Raw genomic sequence first — 15762 nt, 5'->3', positions numbered from 1 at the left:
CTCGGGCGACGGAAAGGGAACGCCGTGGGCGACCGGCACGAGCACGAGCACCACCACGGGCACGGTCACGACCGGGGCCCGGCGAGCGAGCACGAGCACGCGCACGACCATCCCCACCCGCACGACCACTCCTCCACCGGCCTCCGCCACCGCCTCGCCCACCTCTTCACCCCTCACTCCCACGAGACGGCCGACAAGCTCGACTCCGCGCTGGAGTCCTCGGCCCGCGGCATGCGCGCCCTGTGGGTCTCGCTGGCGGTGCTCGGCCTGACGGCGCTCGCCCAGGCGGTCGTCGTGGTCGCGTCCGGGTCGGTGGCGCTGCTCGGCGACACGGTGCACAACACCGCGGACGCACTGACGGCCGTACCGCTCGGGATCGCCTTCGTACTGGGCCGGCGCGCGGCGACTCGCCGGTTCACCTACGGCTATGGACGGGCGGAGGATCTCGCGGGCATCGCCATCGTGCTGACGATCGCCGCGTCCGCGGCCTTCGCGGCGTGGACGGCCGTCGACCGCCTCCTCGACCCCCGCCCCATGCAGCAGATCCCGGCGGTGGCCGTGGCGGCACTCGTCGGGTTCGCGGGCAACGAGTGGGTGGCCCGCTACCGGATCCGGGTCGGCCGGGCGATCGGCTCGGCCGCCCTCGTGGCGGACGGCCTGCACGCGCGGACGGACGGCTTCACCTCACTGGCCGTCCTGTTGAGCGCGGGCGGTGCGGCACTGGGCTGGCAACTCGCGGACCCGATCGTCGGGTTGGCGATCACGGCCGCGATCACGCTGGTGCTGCGGGACGCCGCGCGCGAGGTGTTCCGGCGGGTGATGGACGCCGTGGACCCGGCCCTGGTGGACCGGGCTGAGCAGGCACTGCGGGAGGTCGAGGGCGTACGAGAGGTCGGCGAGTTGCGGCTGCGCTGGATCGGGCATCGGCTGCGCGCCGAGGTGGCGGTCGTCGTGGACGGCGAGGCGACGGTACGGCAGGCACACGCCATCGCCGTCGACGCCGAACACGCGCTGCTGCACGCCGTGCCCCGGCTCACCGCGGCCCTGGTCCACGCCGATCCGGCACCGGTGCCGGGCGAGGCGGATCCGCACCACGCCCTCGCCCACCACACCGCGGCCTGAACCCGCGTACTCAGGAGACGCCGAGCCCCTCCAGCACGACCGCCCCCGGCAGCTCGGCGAACGCCTTGCCCGGCACGAGCAGCTTGCCGCGCCGCCGACCGCTGCCGACCAGGACGTACGGCAGATCGAGGACGGCCGAGTCCACCAGCACCGGCCAGCCGTCTGGCAGTCCGATCGGGGTGATGCCGCCGTACTCCATGCCGGTCTCGCTCGTCGCCGTGTCCATCGAGGCGAACGACGCCTTGCGGGCGCCCAGTTGCCGGCGCACCACGCCGTTGACGTCGACCCGGGTGGTGGAGAGCACGACGCACGCGGCCAGGGACGTCTCGCCGCCGCGCTTGCCGGCGACGACAACGCAGTTCGCGGACTGTTCGAGCAGCTCCCGCCCGTAGTGCTCCACGAACACGGCGGTGTCGGCCCACTGCGGATCGGTCTCGACGTAGATGATCTGCTCGGCGGGGACGCTGCCGTGCCACTGGCGTACGGCGTCGGCGACCGGTCGGGTGAGCTCGTCGAGGCAGTCCGGGGCGGGAGTGGCGTGGTCGAAGTGTCCGATGGGGGCGTCCATGAGCGCACGCTAACAGGACCGCGGCGCCTTCCGGCCGGGCGTCTCAGTGCACGGGGGGAACCGAGACCGTCAGGGTCATCTGCATCGGGACGTCGCCCTGATTGGCGTAGGTGTGCGGGGTGTTGGCGTCGAAGGTGACGCTGGAGCCGGCCGCGACGCGGTACTCCACACCCTCGACGGTCAGGGTCAGTTCGCCCGTCGTGACATGGGCGATCTCGACGGTGCCGGCGGGGTGCGGGTCCGATCCGCTGTTCTCGCCCGGCATCAGCTTCCAGTCCCACATCTCCAGCGGACCGGGGGCCTCCGTGCCGGCGAGGAGCCTGCTGTAGCTGCCCGCGTCGGTGTGCCACAGCCGGACCACCTGCTCGGGCGGGACGACGCGCACCTTCGGACCCTGCTCGTAGTCGAGGAGGGTCGTGATGCTGACCCCGAGCGCGTCGCCGATCTTGACCACGGTGCCGAGGCTCGGGTTGGTGCGGGCCTGTTCGATCTGGATGAGCATGCCGCGGCTGACCCCGGCACGCGCGGCGAGCGTGTCCAGGGTGAAGCCGCGCTCGGTGCGCCAGCGCTTGACGTTGCGCGCCAGGGACTGGGTCAGCAGGTCGAGGTCCGACACATTCCGTCCAACGTTGCGGAGTCCAATATTCTGGATGACAGGGTATATCCCACTGCACTACGGTGGGATGCACCCGATCGTGCACCGAACTGTACTGCGAGGCACCCGTGACAGCACTCTTCGCCCTGGCCACCAGCCTGCTGTGGGGACTGGCCGACTTCGGCGGCGGACTGCTGACGCGACGCACCCCGGCCCTGACGGTGGTCGTCGTCTCGCAGGGGATCGCGGCGGCCGTGCTCGGCGTGATCGTGGTGGCCACCGGCGCCTGGAGCGAGGCCGGTGACCAGCTGTGGTTCGCGGTCGCCGCCGGAATCGTGGGCCCGGTCGCCCTGCTCTGCTTCTACAAGGCGCTCGCGCTGGGACCGATGGGCGTGGTCTCCCCGCTCGGCACCGTGGGAGTGGCCGTCCCGGTCGGGGTGGGCCTCTTCCTCGGCGAGCGGCCCGGACTGATGCAGGTCGCGGGGATTGCCGTCGCCGTGCTCGGTGTGGTGCTCGCGGGCGGACCGCAACTGCGGGGCGCACCCGTGCAGCGTCAGGCCATCCTGCTCACGCTGATCGCCGCCTTCGGCTTCGGCACGGTGTTCGCGCTGATCGCGGAGGCGTCGACCACCATCACAGGCCTGTTCCTCGCGCTCTTCGTCCAGCGTGTGGTCAACGTGGTGGCGGGCGGCCTCGCCCTGTACGCCTCCATCCGGCGAGGCGCCGCCGCGCTCCCGGACGGCACCTTCCCCTGGCGCTCCCTGCCGGCGCTCGCCTTCGTCGGCCTCGCCGATGTGGCGGCGAACGGCACGTATGTGGTCGCCGCCCACCACGGCCCGGTCACCGTGGCCGCCGTGCTCGCCTCGCTCTACCCGGTGGTGACGGCGATGGCCGCGCGCGGTTTCCTCAAAGAGCGTTTGCGGGGCGTGCAGGCGGCGGGCGCAGGGCTCGCCCTGGTGGGGACGCTGCTGCTGGCAACCGGCTGACTCAGGACTCCGCGTCCAGCTCGGCGAGCTCGGCAGCCGCCGGCTCATCCTGGTGAGGACGCTGCTGCTGGCAACCGGCTGACTCAGGACTCCGCGTCCAGCTCAGCGAGTTCGGCAGCCATCGCCTGATCCGGCTTGGGCGCCGCCTTCCCGCCCGGCCCGTCCGGCGCTGATTCAGGACTCCGCGTCCAGCTCAGCGAGTTCGGCAGCCATCGCCTGATCCGGCTTGGGCGCCGCCTTCCCGCCCGGCCCGTCCGGCGCTGATTCAGGACTCCGCGTCCAGCTCAGCGAGTTCGGCAGCCATCGCCTGATCCGGCTTGGGCGCCGCCTTCCCGTCCGGCCCGTCCGGCTTCGCAGCCGCCTGCTCGTCCAGCTCCGCCAGCTTCGCCACCGTCTCGTCGTCCAGCTCGGCCAGCGCCTGGAGCTGCTCGGGGGTGATCCCGTCGGGTATCGGCACGGGCGCCGGAGTCCGAAGCGGCGGCTGCCAGCCGTCGTCCGGGGTCCAGCGCCGCACGACCCGGGCGGGCGCCCCCGCGACGACGGCGTGATCGGGCACCACGCCCCGGACCACCGCTCCGGCCGCGACGACGACGTTCCGCCCGATCCGCGCCCCCGGCAGGATCACCGCGCCGGTGCCGATCCAGCACCCGGGGCCGATCTCGACCGGCTCCATCCGCGGCCACTGCTTGCCGATGGGCTCGTGCGGGTCGTCGTACGAGTGGTTCGTGGACGTGACGTACACGTACGGCCCGAAGTAGCAGTCGCTGCCGATGGTGACCGTCGTGTCGGCGATGACATGGCTGCCGCGGCCCAGCACGACGCCGTCCCCTATCCGCAGGATCGGCTCCGGGCCGAGGTCCAGGTCGGGCATCAGGCCGGCCGTCAGCGTCACCTGCTCGCCGACGATGCAGTGGGAGCCGAGGTGGATCCAGGGTTCGCCGAAGACCGTGCCGAGCGGGAAGGCCAGCCGGGTGGCCTCGCCGATCGAACCGAAGTGGAAGCGGCCGGGGTTCTCGGACGTCACCGACCCCGTGCGCTGCACCCAGGCCCAGCCCGCATGGACGGCGCGCTGCGTGAGGCCGCGCCGCCAGGACGAGAACGTGTTCTTGCGCTTGGGCACCCGCTTACCGTACTGAGCGCGCCGGGCCCTTATGAGGTCGAGGGCCTGTGATCTTCGCCCTACCGGGTGGCGTACGGTGCGCAGTGTCGACGACGTTTGCGGTGAGGAGAGGGCGATGACGCAGAAGGCGCTGGTCATGGGCATCGGGGGCCGGGAGCCGAAGATCGACGAGGCTGCGTTCGTGGCGCCGACCTCGTCGGTGATCGGCGACGTGACGCTGGAGGAGGGGGCCAGCGTTTGGTACGGCGCCGTCGTGCGGGGGGACGCGGAGCGGATCTCCGTCGGGGCCGAGTCCAATGTCCAGGACAACTGCACGTTGCATGCCGATCCCGGTTTTCCCGTGCGCATCGGTGCGCGTGTCTCGGTCGGTCACAACGCCGTGGTGCACGGCGCGACCGTCGGGGACGACTGTCTGATCGGGATGGGGGCGACCGTCCTGAACGGTGCGGTGATCGGGGCGGGATCCCTGGTGGCTGCTCAGGCCCTGGTGCCGCAGGGGATGCAGGTGCCGCCCGGGTCGCTGGTGGCGGGGGTGCCGGCGAAGGTGAAGCGGGAGCTGACTGAGGAAGAGCGGCAGGGCGTCACGCTGAACGGAACCCTGTATGCGGACTTGGCGAAGGCCCACCGGGACGAGCACGGGGCGTAGAGGTCGGTCCTTCGCGATCCGAGGCCCGTCCTGGCTGGTCGCGCCGTTCTCCACGCCCCTTTCAGGACGCGCTTCAGTCTCCGGCGGCCACCGGTTCCGGCTCCGCGTGTGCCGTCTGGACCTTCTTCGCCTTGCGCTTGATGATCAGCATTGACGTCAGGCCGATCAGGACGGCCGCCACCAGGCCCAGCCACGAGAAGCGCTTCAGCCAGGACTCGGCGACCACTCCGACGTAGTAGATGACCGCGGTCGTGCCGCCCGCCCAGAGGATGCCGCCGAGGACGTTGGCGGTCAGGAACTTCCAGTACGGCATCCGCAGGACGCCCGCGAGGGGCCCGGCGAAGATGCGCAGGAGGGCGACGAAGCGGCCGAAGAAGACGGCCCACATGCCCCACTTCTGGAAGGAGCGCTCGGCGGTGGCGATATGGCCCTCGCTGAAGTGCTTGGGGAATTTCGCACCCAGCCATGCCAGCAGTGGGCGCCCGCCCTTGCGGCCGATCGCGTAGCCGATGGAGTCACCGATGATCGCACCCGCGGTCGCGCAGGCGCCGAGCACGAAGGGGTCGATCTCACCGTGCTGTGAGGCGAGCAGCGCCGAGGAGACCAGGATGATCTCGCCGGGCAGCGGGATGCCCAGGCTCTCCAGACCGATGACCACGCCGACCAGTAGATAGATGGCGAGCGGGGGCACCGTTTCGAGCCATTCCTGGACGTGCAACGCCGCTTCCTCCCATGTCGTGCACCCTGTGCTTCCCGGCGCACGCTCGGTCCTGAGCGTGCGCCGGGGCAGCCTACCCGTTCAGAGTGACGCGCTCGGAGTCCCACAGGTTGCACTGGTGCTCACGGTGCACACCAGCGCTCGGCACGTTCCCGCCGGCGGACGAGGTGCGCAGCGACAGCACCGTCCCGGGCCTGGTCGGCATCGCGGGCTGTCCTGTGGCACGCGGCACTCCGTCGCGGACGAAGGAGCCCCAGTACTGGATCATCTGCCGCGCCAGCGCCCGCTGCTCCGCGTTCAGCGGTGACCGGAGCCCGAAGTGCTTGAAGAGGTACTGCACCTCGTTGACGTGGGTCGCACCGAAGTCGAAGTCGGTGCCGAGGTTGCGCAAGGAGGCGAACGGCGGGGAGGTGCGGTCGGCGAACTCGTACGCGTAGACCTTGCCGCGCCCGGCGAGCGTGCTGTCGAGGCGGAGCGCCGGGCAGGCGAACAGCTGGTCGCCCTGGGCGGTGGCGTACGCGATGGTCGGCGAGGGGTGGGCGGACAGCGGGTAGCGGGCGAGGACGTCGTCGCCGTAGTCCTCCCGCATGACGGCCGGGTACTGCTCGGCGGTGAGCGGGGTGCCGCTCAGGTCGAACCGGGCGAAGGCGAACAGCCGGCCTTCGTCCTGGTTGGCCCCGTTCATGACCGGCACTCCTGCGGCCGCCCCGCGCGCGAACGCCTCCTCGGGCTGCCTCGGCAGGAAGTCGCCGCCGGCCACGGGCGCCCAGTCGAACGCGCTCTGAGCGGCCAGAATCTCGGCGGCCGGCTTGGCACGCAGACATGCCAGGTCGGTACAGCCGAGCTTCTGCGCGAAGTCGGCACCCTGGGCCACGGCAGTCCCGTGCGGACGGGCGCCGCAGTCGCCGTACGCCCCGCTCTGGATGATCCCGGCCCTGAACAGCCCCTTCGCCGTCGGCGAGGCGAGCTGGGTGCAGACCGAGCGGCCGCCCGCCGACTCGCCCGCGATGGTCACGCGACCCGGATCACCGCCGAAGCGGCCGATGTTGGCGCGCACCCAGCGCAGTGCGGCCTGCTGGTCGAGCATGCCGAAGTTGCCGGAGACGCCGTCGTGCGCCTCGCCGTCGAGCCCGGTCGTGGCGAGGAAGCCCATCGCCCCGAGGCGGTAGTTCACGGTCACTACGACGGTGCCGGTCTGCCGGGCGAAGGTGTCGGGGACGACGTCCTGGCCGGCCCCGGCGGTGAGTCCGCCACCGTGGAACCAGACCAGGACGGCACGACGGGCCACACCCTCGGGGACGGACACATGGGGGACGTACACATTGAGGTCGAGGCAGTCCTCGGTGTGGCTGGGTTCCTCATAGCCGGGGTCCCAACTCGCGCCCTGCACACACGTGTTGCCGAAGTCCTGTGCCGTACGCACCCCTTGCCAGGGCCGGACGGGACGCGGCTCCTTCCAACGGAGCTTTCCGACCGGCTGCTCGGCGTACGGGATGCCGAGGAACTGCCTCCCCTCGGGGGTGATTTCACCCCGCACCCGGCCCGCGTCCGTGCGGATGACGGGCGGGTCGGCGGCTGCCTGCGCGGGCACGGGCGTGACGAGCGCGGCCGCGAGGGCCATCAGCGCGACGGACATACGACGTAACACCGGTCCACCTCCACATTCGTTGACTGTCGAAGGTCGTCGAAGGTTCGAGCGGGGCTGCTGGGCGCGGCGGGAAAACTATGAGCGTCAGTGACTCGTGTCAACGATCTACGCAAGGAAGGCCGAATGACGCAGGGAACGAAGGAGGGGTCACCCCGGTGGGGTGACCCCTGACTGAATGAGCTCCTAGCGGCGGAGTACGGAGTCGACCGTCGCGCCGGCCGTGCCCACGATCGTGGAGACCGTGGCCGGCACCTTGGCCGGCACCTTGGCCGTCACATTGGCCGTCACATTGGCCGTCACATTGGCCGGAAGGGCCGCGACGGCATCGACGGGGATGGCGGGTTCGGCTCCGTTGCCGGAGTCGTCCTGGACGTAGCGGGTCTCGTAGTGCGACTGCGGATCCCCCTCCGGCGGGTCCTGCTCATCGCGCGGAGACTCCGCGTCGGGCGGCTCGGGGCGGGTGGTGCCCGGCGACTCGCGCTCGGGCTTTGAGGGGGCGCCGGGCTGCGCAGGTGCCCCGTTCTCCGGCCCCTGCTTCTCGTCCGGCTTCTCCCCCTTCTTCTCCCCTCTCTTCTCCTCGGCCTTCTTCTCGGACCCGGATCTCTCCCCGCGTACGTCCGCGAGCCCGCCGTCGAGCATCCAGCGCTGCGCCTCGGACCCGTCCCGTTCGGCGACCACCACGCTCACGCCTTCACCGGACGCAACGGCCAGCCCCTCGGAGCGGCGTGGCAGAAGCTCGCCGTGGACGGTGAGGTCGTAGCGCACCTCACCGGCGTGCGCGAGGCAGTCCGCCAGGACGACCGTGCCCTCGTCGGCGTCGGAGTCGAGGCAGAGGGTGGGGTCGGCGGCGCTGCCCAGCAGGCCGTTGTCCCGGTACGACCACTGCTGGGACGCGGCGGACGAGCACGCCGCCAGCTCGGCTCGGGCGCCGGTGCGGATCTCGCCGTCGCGGAGGTCCAGGCACAGGCCGCTGTCGAGATTGCGGAGCCGGCCCTGGGCGATCTCGACCGGGTCCTCGGCCGAGGCGGCCGACGGTGAGCCGCCGGACGAGGGCGGGGACTCCGCGCCCGGACGGACGGTCTTGCCGCTGGGCGCACCCCAGGTGGCGCCCGAGGCGGGGACGCCGCTCTCCTCGGTCCAGCCCTTGGCCGTGAGCACCGTCACGAGCAGGGCGAGAGCGGTGAGACCGACCCCCATGGCGACGGCTTTCGGACGGACGCGCGGCGGAGCCAGGCGCTCCGGCCGGTGCCGCCCGCCGTGGCGCGGGCCTTCCAACGGCGTCGGCCCCGAGCCGCCCCGCCGGGGCCGGGAGTCGAGATAGCGCCGGGCTCCCCAGCCGAGCACGGTCTCGGCGAGCAGCACTTCGAGGCCGCCCTCGAAGTGGCTGAGCTGCTCGGCGGCGTGACGGCAGTAGCGACACTCCATCAGATGCTGCTGGACGTCGGGCAGCAGGGCTCCACCCCGGCGAATGGGGACATCCAGAAGCCGGTTGTAGTAACGGCATTCCCGGGTGGGCGCGAGTTCGCCGTGGGCGCGGACGCACCCTCGCCTGAATTGTTCGCGCACTCCCTCCAGTGCGGCGGAGGCGGTTGCCGCGTCCACCCCCAGCAGACCAGCGGGTATGGTTATCGGTTCCGCCTCGACCTCGGTGTGCCAGAGAAGGCATTGCGAGGCCCCCGACAGGGAACGGAAAGCGCGTTCTGCGATATGCCGCCTTTCGGGCGTCACGGACCGCGCGGCACGCAGCCCGCGGCCACCCGTCGGTTTGCCGAGTTCCGGCAGCAGAGCGGAAATTTGACTGTCGGACGCCCACTCCTTCACCAGATCCCTTACGGCGGCGAGGAGTTGGGGACGCAGTGCGCCGCCGCCCGGCCGGGCGAGCACGCGGTGGAACGCGGCGGCGGCCACCATGGAGGCCGAACTCTCCGTGGACACCAGACAGATGGCCGCGTAGTCGTAGGTGGCGCGCCAGTGCCGGGCCATCAGCAGCGCGACGGCATGAGCGTCCGCACCGGCCTTGCCGAGGCGCGCGACGAGATCACGGTCGGACTCTGTGGGGCTCGCCCCGGGACGTGGCGGGTAGGGCGGTCGTGGGGGGTAAGGGGATTGCACTGAACCATTTCCTTCCCGGCCTCAGGACGGCATGGGGAATGCACGCCCGTCGGAAAGCAGGTGCCTGATTGGTGCGTACCTAGGCCGCGTCACCTGTGGACCGGCTATCGGGGCCGCTCACTTTCGCACAAGCAACGCACAAGAAACAAGAAGTTCGAGTGACCAACGCCCAAAAGACAAGAAATTCAGAATAGTTACCGGCGGTATCCGCACCCGCATTCGATAGCACCGCCAGGGTTACGCCAAGTTGTGTGCAGACAAGGACACTTAGTCCACGGAATCTTCAACTCCGCATCGACCGGCGGTATGAGGGCTTTCGGTCGACCAGGGCACAGAATCGGCCAGGACACAGAAGAGGGGCCCCGCACCTTCGGCGGGGCCCCTCTTCGTGGTCGTACGGTTCGACTCAGCCGTTCGGCCTCAGCGTCCAGACGACGGTCATCTGTCCGGTCACGGCTCCGTCACCGCGCTGGATCTCGATGGCCACGGGAAACTCGGGCCGCTCCCCCGCGTCCAGCTCCGCGACGACGTCGGCGGCCGGACGGCCCAGCGTCGCGGTGGCGGTGACGGCGCCCATGGCGAGCTTCTTGTAGGCGATCTCGGCGCTGACGGCGAGCGGCACGGCGCGCGAGAGCTGGTCGCCGAACGCGGCCAGCACGATCGCCCCGCTGGCGGACTCTCCGAGCGTGAACATGGCGCCGGCGTGCGGCCCGCCCACGTGGTTGTGGAACTCGCCCTGATCCGGCAGAGCCACCACGGCCTTCTCCGGCGTGGTCTCCAGGAACTCGAGGTTCAGGGTCCGGGCCATGGGCACGGTGGCGGCGAGCATCTCGCCGATCGACATCTGGTCTGCGCTCATGGCGGTCATGTTACCCATGAGTAGGCACCGGGGAACAGGTCGTGTGACGGAACAGATAGGTGGTCCGTGTAAGGGGACCCGATGGCTGCGACGGCGACGGACGCCGCACGGCTCGAAGCTGTCCATCCGGCCCGTGACCTGCCATTCGTTTGGCAAATCGAGGGCCGGGCGGCGATAGTCGGCCGGTGACCTCCGCCGCCGATCCGCCCCGCCGCTCCCGCCGCCCCGCCTGGGCGGGCCGCAACTACAGCCTTCTGACCGCCTCGGCGTTCGTCACGAACCTCGGCAGTCACGGCGCACTGATCGCCGCGGCGTTCGCGGTGCTGGAGGCCGGCGGCGACGGGGGTGACGTGGGGCTGGTGGCCGCCTCCCGCACGCTGCCCCTGGTGCTGTTCCTGCTGATCGGGGGCGCCGTCGCGGACCGGGTCCCGCGGCACCGGGTGATGGTCGCGGCCAACGCCCTCAACTGTCTCTCCCAGGCCGTCTTCGCCGTGCTCGTCCTCGTCGGCGAGGCCCAGCTGTGGCAGATGATGCTGCTGACGGCCCTCGGCGGTACCGGGCAGGCGTTCTTCAGCCCGGCGGCCGAGGGCATGCTGCTGTCGTCGGTGCGGGGCGAGCAGGCGAGCCGGGCGTTCGCCGTGTTCCGGATGGCCATGCAGGGGGCAGCGGTCGGCGGTGCCGCGCTCGGCGGTGCCATGGTGGCGGCGATCGGGCCCGGGTGGGTGCTGGCGGCGGACGCGGTGGCCTTCGCCGTCGCCGGATCCATGCGGGCGTTCCTCGACGTGAGTCACATTCCGCAGCGCGCGCCGGGCGGCGGCATGCTCGCCGATCTGCGGGACGGCTGGCGGGAGTTCGCCGGGCGGCCGTGGCTGTGGGCGGTCGTCGTCCAGTTCTCCATCGCGAACGCGGTCGTCGCCGCGGCCGACGCGGTCTACGGTCCGCTGGTCGCCCGCGACCACCTGGGCGGGGCGGGGCCATGGGGCCTGGCGCTGGGCTTCTTCGGCGCGGGCACGGTCGCCGGAGCCCTGCTCATGACCCGCTGGAAGCCACGCCGTCTGCTCCTCGCCGGCACTCTGTGCGTCTTCCCGCTCGCCCTCCCTTCCGCCGCGCTCGCCGTTCCGGCGCCGATCAGCGTGCTGTGCGCGGTGATGTTCCTGACCGGCGTGACGGTGGAGGTGTTCGGCGTCTCCTGGATGACGGCACTCCATCAGGAGATCCCGGAGGAGAAGCTGTCCCGGGTCGCCGCATACGACTGGTTCGGCTCGGTCGCCCTGGTCCCGCTGGCGACGGCCCTGGCCGGCCCCGCGGAGGCGGCGGTCGGGCGCACGTCCGCGCTGTGGGGCTGCGCCGCGCTGGTCGTGATCGTCACGGCGGGGGCCCTGTGCGTACCGGACGTACGGAACCTGCGGCGCCGTACCAAGCAGGTCACCGCGAGCGGCCACCTCGGCTCAGCCGATGCTGAAAGCCCCGTCCGGGGGCTCGGGTGACGGTACGGCGTCCTCGTCCGTCACCGGACGGGCCCCGCCGATGAAGTCCCGCAGCGCCGATCCGTGTTCGACCCTCGCCGGAAAGGCGTCGGAGGCGGTCAGGCGGGCCAGGGCCGCCAGGTCGAGGGGCCGGTGCGCAGCGACGAGCACCGCGTTGCCGAACCGCCTGCCGCGCAGCACACCCGGCTCGGCGATCAGCGCCAGCTCCTCGAACACCGTGCCGTAGGTGGCGATCTGGGAGCGCAGGAAGGCGAAGGGTGCGGCATCGGCGAGGTTGGCCGCATGGACGCCGCTCCCCCGCAGGACTCGGTCGGCCTGACGGACGTACGCGAGCGACGTCAGGTGGGCCGGCACCCGTGACCCGCCGAAGACATCGGCGACGAGCACGTCGGCCGAGTCGTCCTCGGCCGCTTCCAGCCAGCCCCGGGCGTCCCCGGCGTGCAGCCGGATGCCGGCCCCGTCCGGAACCGGCAGATGCTCGGCGACCAGCTTCAGCAGCCCACGGTCGGCCTCGACCACGTCCTGCCGTGAGCCGGGCCTGGTGGCCGCCAGATAGCGGGGCAGGGTGAGCGCCCCGCCCCCGAGATGGAACACGTCCAGCGGACGCCCCGCCTCGGCCACTATGTCCAGGACATGGCCGAGGCGGCGCGCGTACTCGAACTCCAGATGGGTCGGCTCGTCAAGATCGACGTACGACTGAGGAGCCCCGTCGACGGTGAGCAACCAGGCCCGCTTCCGATCGACGTCGGGCATCAGCTTGGCGGTGCCGTAGTCGACGGCTCGGGTGACGGGTATGGGATCGCTCACCTGCTCATTGTGCAGTCCCCGGAGAACCGAGCGACCCTCACACGACGGCAGTCACGGTCCCCGCCCCGACGGTCCTGCCACCCTCACGGATGGCGAACCCGAGCCCCGGCTCCAACGGCACCTCGCGCCCCAGCTCGACGGTCATCGCAACCGTCTCCCCGGGCCGCGCGACACCCATCTCACCGAGGTCGATGTCACCCACCACATCCGCCGTACGGATGTAGAACTGCGGTCGATACCCGGTGACGACAGGCGTCGTACGCCCGCCCTCACGGGCCGAGAGCACGTACACCTGTGCCGAGAACCGGCGCCGCGGCACCACACTCCCCGGTGCCGCCACGACATGCCCCCGGCGCACCGCGTCCCGGGGAACCCCGCGCAGCAGCAGCGCCACGTTGTCCCCGGCCTGCGCCTCGTCCATCGGCTTGCCGAACGTCTCCAGGCCGGTGACCACGCTCTCCAGCCCGGCCCCGAGCACTTCGACCCGGTCGCCGACCCGCACGGTGCCCCGCTCCACGGCGCCGGTCACCACGGTCCCCCGACCGGTGATGGTGAGCACGTTCTCGACGGACAGCAGGAACGGAGCGTCCACATACCGCTCCGGCATCGGAACGTACGTGTCCACCGCGTCGAGCAGCGCCTCGACGGACGCCGTCCACTTGGGGTCCCCCTCCAGGGCCTTCAGCCCCGACACCCGTACGACGGGCGCGGCGTCGCCGCCGTAGCCGTGCTCGGTGAGCAGGTCGCGGACCTCCAGCTCGACGAGGTCGATGAGCTCTTCGTCACCCGCGTCGGCCTTGTTGAGCGCGACCACGATGTGGTCGACGCCCACCTGCCGGGCGAGCAGGACGTGTTCGGCGGTCTGCGGCATGATCCCGTCGAGCGCGGAGACGACGAGGATCGCCCCGTCGAGCTGCGCGGCGCCGGTGACCATGTTCTTGACGTAGTCGGCGTGGCCGGGCATGTCGACGTGCGCGTAGTGACGGGTGTCGGTCTCGTACTCGACGTGCGCGATGTTGATGGTGATGCCCCGCGCGGCCTCCTCCGGCGCCCGGTCGATGCGGTCGAACGGAACGAAGGCGGAGGACCCGCGCTCGGCGAGGACCTTGGTGATGGCGGCGGTCAACGTGGTCTTGCCGTGGTCGACATGACCCATCGTGCCGATGTTCAGATGCGGTTTGGTGCGCACGTATGCCGTCTTGGACATGGCTGTACCTCGAAGTCTCTGATGTCTCTGCAAAGGTGATCTCGCGTACGAGCGCTCTCGTGCGAGATGGGGACCCCAAGGACCTGCCGACCCTCCCCCTGCGGGGTCCGCCGGACTTTCCGGAGAGGGTCAGCTTCGGGCGCCGTCGACGGCGGTCAGGAAGACCTGAACGGCAGCCTTCGTGGCATCCGCGACTGCGGATGCTGCGAGGACGAAGGCGTGCCGGAACATGAGGTCGATCATCGTCGACGCCGTGCCCGGCGTCGAATGGTTTTCCGCGGATGGGGAGTTCGGGGCCTTATGCCCCGATGTTCTTCAGTGCCTCCCGCACCGACAGCGGCGCGAACCTCCCCCGCTCCCGCGCCAGGAACTCCCGTACGGCCTCCGGATCGGTCTTGGCGTACTCGCGCAGGCACCAGCCGATCGCCTTGCGGATGAAGAAGTCGGTGTGTCCGGACTGGCGCAGGCAGTAGGCGAAGAGGCGTCGGGTGTCGGTGTGGTCCTTGTAGCGCAGCTGGTGGAGGAGGGCGGTGCGGGCGACCCACAGGTCGTCGTCGACGATCCAGGCGTCCATGTCGGCGGTGAGCTTCGGGTCGGCCGCGACGAGCCCGCCGACGACGTGCGCGGCGAGTGCGTCGACGGTGTCCCACCAGGAGACGGTGGTGATGAGGTGCCGGGTCACGGGCAGGAAGCCTGAGGAGCAGCGCCCCACGTGCCTGCGCAGATAGTCGACGGCGAAGTAGTGGTACTCGCGCTCGGGCAGCTCCCAGCAGCGCAGGGCGATCGCGGTGCAGTCGGCCTCGTCGGGGCGTGGTGTGCCCTTGAGGACGGCGCGGGAGAGGGCGCGGCGCTCGGGGGTGGGGATGCCGAGGAACGGGGCGACGTCCTTCATGTACGCCCGGGCGCCTGCAGCGCGCACCGGGTCCGCGGCGGCGGCGTACACGGCGGTGAGCCGCTCCAGGACGGTGTCGGCCAGACCACCGCCGGGAACTTCCGTTGTTCCCCCAGCTGTGACGCTCATGAGACGAACCATACGGCGATCACACATCTTTGTCGGTTAGTGTCGCCGGATGCTCGACGATGCCACCACCCGCTCTGGGGGCACCGCCAAGGCCTCTTCCCGGGCCGCCGCCACGGAGCTCGCAGTAGCCGCCCCCGCAGCCGTAACCCTTCCTGTCCCCGCCCCCGTGCCCGCGGGCTTCGCCGCGCGCTGCACGAGAACGCTGCTGTCGCCGTGGTCCCGGCTGTCCCTGCTCCTGGTCCTGCTCGCGGCGGCCGCTTCGTCCGTGCTGCTCTTCGAACCTCAGAAGCTGCTGGCGAACGGCTGGCCGCCCCACGTTGCAGGCCCGGCCGCGATGGTGTTGTTCGCCGTGGCGTACGGGCTGATCACGGTGGCCTTCGTGCCACGGCCGCTGCTGAACCTCGCGGCGGGCGCGCTCTTCGGCTCCGAGTGGGGCATCGGCGCGGCCATGGCGGGCACGGTCCTGGGGGCCGGGATCGCCTTCGGGCTGGGCCGGTTGCTCGGCCAGGAGGCGCTGCGCCCGCTGCTGCGCGGCCGGTTGCTGAAGGCGGCGGACGGCCAGTTCAGCCGGCACGGCTTCCGTTCGATGCTGGCGGTGCGGCTGTTCCCGGGTGTGCCGTTCTGGGCCGCGAACTACGCCGCCGCCGTCTCCCGCATGGGCTACGTGCCGTTCCTGCTCGCGACGGCCATCGGGTCGATCCCGAACGTCGCCGCGTATGTCGTCGCCGGCGCCCGTGCCTCCACGCCGACGTCGCCCGCCTTCCTGATCGCGCTCGCCTGTATCGCCCTGCCGGCGCTGGCCGGCGCGGTGGTGGCGTGGCGCAAGCGCCACCACCTGCGGGGCCGCTGAACCGTTTCGCCTGCTG

General features: G+C 71.3%; 15 protein-coding genes. 5 read left to right on the top strand and 10 right to left on the bottom strand.

From position 1 onward, the window contains the following. Window positions 1-24 precede the first annotated feature (24 nt). On the top strand, window positions 25-1122 hold the full coding sequence (locus OHT51_RS35975; RefSeq protein ID WP_328883066.1) for a cation diffusion facilitator family transporter: 1098 nt from the start codon (window positions 25-27) through the stop codon (window positions 1120-1122). Between the two features lie 10 nt (window positions 1123-1132). Here the strand turns inward: OHT51_RS35975 and OHT51_RS35970 are convergent, their stop codons facing one another. Both OHT51_RS35970 and OHT51_RS35965 read right to left on the bottom strand, forming a co-directional pair. Next, window positions 1133-1690, bottom strand: a complete 558-nt coding sequence (locus tag OHT51_RS35970) for a YbaK/EbsC family protein (protein ID WP_328883065.1) — start codon at window positions 1688-1690, stop codon at window positions 1133-1135. Between the two features lie 43 nt (window positions 1691-1733). Then, on the bottom strand, window positions 1734-2306 hold the full coding sequence (locus tag OHT51_RS35965) for a helix-turn-helix domain-containing protein (RefSeq protein WP_328883064.1): 573 nt from the start codon (window positions 2304-2306) through the stop codon (window positions 1734-1736). A 107-nt stretch (window positions 2307-2413) separates the two neighbouring features. On the opposite strand from OHT51_RS35965, the gene OHT51_RS35960 reads away from it, so the two are divergent. After that, window positions 2414-3271, top strand: a complete 858-nt coding sequence (locus tag OHT51_RS35960) for a DMT family transporter (protein ID WP_328883063.1) — start codon at window positions 2414-2416, stop codon at window positions 3269-3271. A 265-nt stretch (window positions 3272-3536) separates the two neighbouring features. Here OHT51_RS35960 and OHT51_RS35955 read toward each other — a convergent pair whose 3' ends face one another. Next, window positions 3537-4391 carry an acyltransferase gene (locus tag OHT51_RS35955; protein WP_328883062.1) on the bottom strand — a complete coding sequence of 285 codons (855 nt, stop codon included), beginning with the start codon at window positions 4389-4391 and terminating at the stop codon, window positions 3537-3539. A gap of 115 nt (window positions 4392-4506) precedes the next feature. On the opposite strand from OHT51_RS35955, the gene OHT51_RS35950 reads away from it, so the two are divergent. Further along, entirely contained in the window at window positions 4507-5037 is a 531-nt protein-coding gene (locus tag OHT51_RS35950; protein WP_328883061.1) for a gamma carbonic anhydrase family protein, read from the top strand. Between the two features lie 73 nt (window positions 5038-5110). On the opposite strand, the gene OHT51_RS35945 is transcribed toward OHT51_RS35950, so the two are convergent. From OHT51_RS35945 to OHT51_RS35930, 4 genes are all read right to left on the bottom strand, one after another. Continuing rightward, window positions 5111-5755: a DedA family protein gene (locus OHT51_RS35945; protein WP_328883060.1), complete on the bottom strand. Its 645-nt coding sequence runs from the start codon at window positions 5753-5755 to the stop codon at window positions 5111-5113. A 73-nt stretch (window positions 5756-5828) separates the two neighbouring features. Beyond that, the gene (locus OHT51_RS35940; protein WP_328883059.1) at window positions 5829-7391 is read right to left on the bottom strand and encodes a carboxylesterase/lipase family protein; all 1563 of its coding nucleotides are present in this window, start codon (window positions 7389-7391) and stop codon (window positions 5829-5831) included. Between the two features lie 195 nt (window positions 7392-7586). Continuing rightward, entirely contained in the window at window positions 7587-9515 is a 1929-nt protein-coding gene (locus OHT51_RS35935; protein ID WP_328883058.1) for a ricin-type beta-trefoil lectin domain protein, read from the bottom strand. A 406-nt stretch (window positions 9516-9921) separates the two neighbouring features. Then, window positions 9922-10359, bottom strand: a complete 438-nt coding sequence (locus OHT51_RS35930; protein ID WP_328884554.1) for a DUF4442 domain-containing protein — start codon at window positions 10357-10359, stop codon at window positions 9922-9924. 200 nt (window positions 10360-10559) lie between these two features. Between OHT51_RS35930 and OHT51_RS35925 the strand changes: the two genes are divergently transcribed. Then, on the top strand, window positions 10560-11861 hold the full coding sequence (locus OHT51_RS35925) for an MFS transporter (RefSeq protein ID WP_328883057.1): 1302 nt from the start codon (window positions 10560-10562) through the stop codon (window positions 11859-11861). Here the strand turns inward: OHT51_RS35925 and OHT51_RS35920 are convergent. The 3 genes from OHT51_RS35920 to OHT51_RS35910 all read right to left on the bottom strand — a co-directional run bounded on the left by OHT51_RS35920 (window position 11823) and on the right by OHT51_RS35910 (window position 14896). Further along, entirely contained in the window at window positions 11823-12668 is an 846-nt protein-coding gene (locus OHT51_RS35920; protein ID WP_328883056.1) for a spermidine synthase, read from the bottom strand. The genes OHT51_RS35925 and OHT51_RS35920 overlap by 39 nt on opposite strands. Window positions 12669-12705: 37 nt before the next feature. Further along, window positions 12706-13875 carry an elongation factor Tu gene (gene tuf, locus OHT51_RS35915; RefSeq protein WP_328883055.1) on the bottom strand — a complete coding sequence of 390 codons (1170 nt, stop codon included), beginning with the start codon at window positions 13873-13875 and terminating at the stop codon, window positions 12706-12708. 298 nt (window positions 13876-14173) lie between these two features. Next, on the bottom strand, window positions 14174-14896 hold the full coding sequence (locus OHT51_RS35910; RefSeq protein ID WP_328883054.1) for a DNA alkylation repair protein: 723 nt from the start codon (window positions 14894-14896) through the stop codon (window positions 14174-14176). Between the two features lie 49 nt (window positions 14897-14945). Here OHT51_RS35910 and OHT51_RS35905 point away from each other — a divergent pair, with 49 nt between their 5' ends. Continuing rightward, entirely contained in the window at window positions 14946-15746 is an 801-nt protein-coding gene (locus OHT51_RS35905) for a TVP38/TMEM64 family protein (protein ID WP_328883053.1), read from the top strand. The last annotated feature ends 16 nt before the right edge of the window (window positions 15747-15762 follow it).

Source organism: Streptomyces sp. NBC_00299, assembly GCF_036173045.1.
GTDB lineage: Bacteria > Actinomycetota > Actinomycetes > Streptomycetales > Streptomycetaceae > Streptomyces > Streptomyces machairae.
Note: the sequence above shows the minus strand (reverse complement) of the source record. Positions and strands in the feature narration are given on the sequence as shown.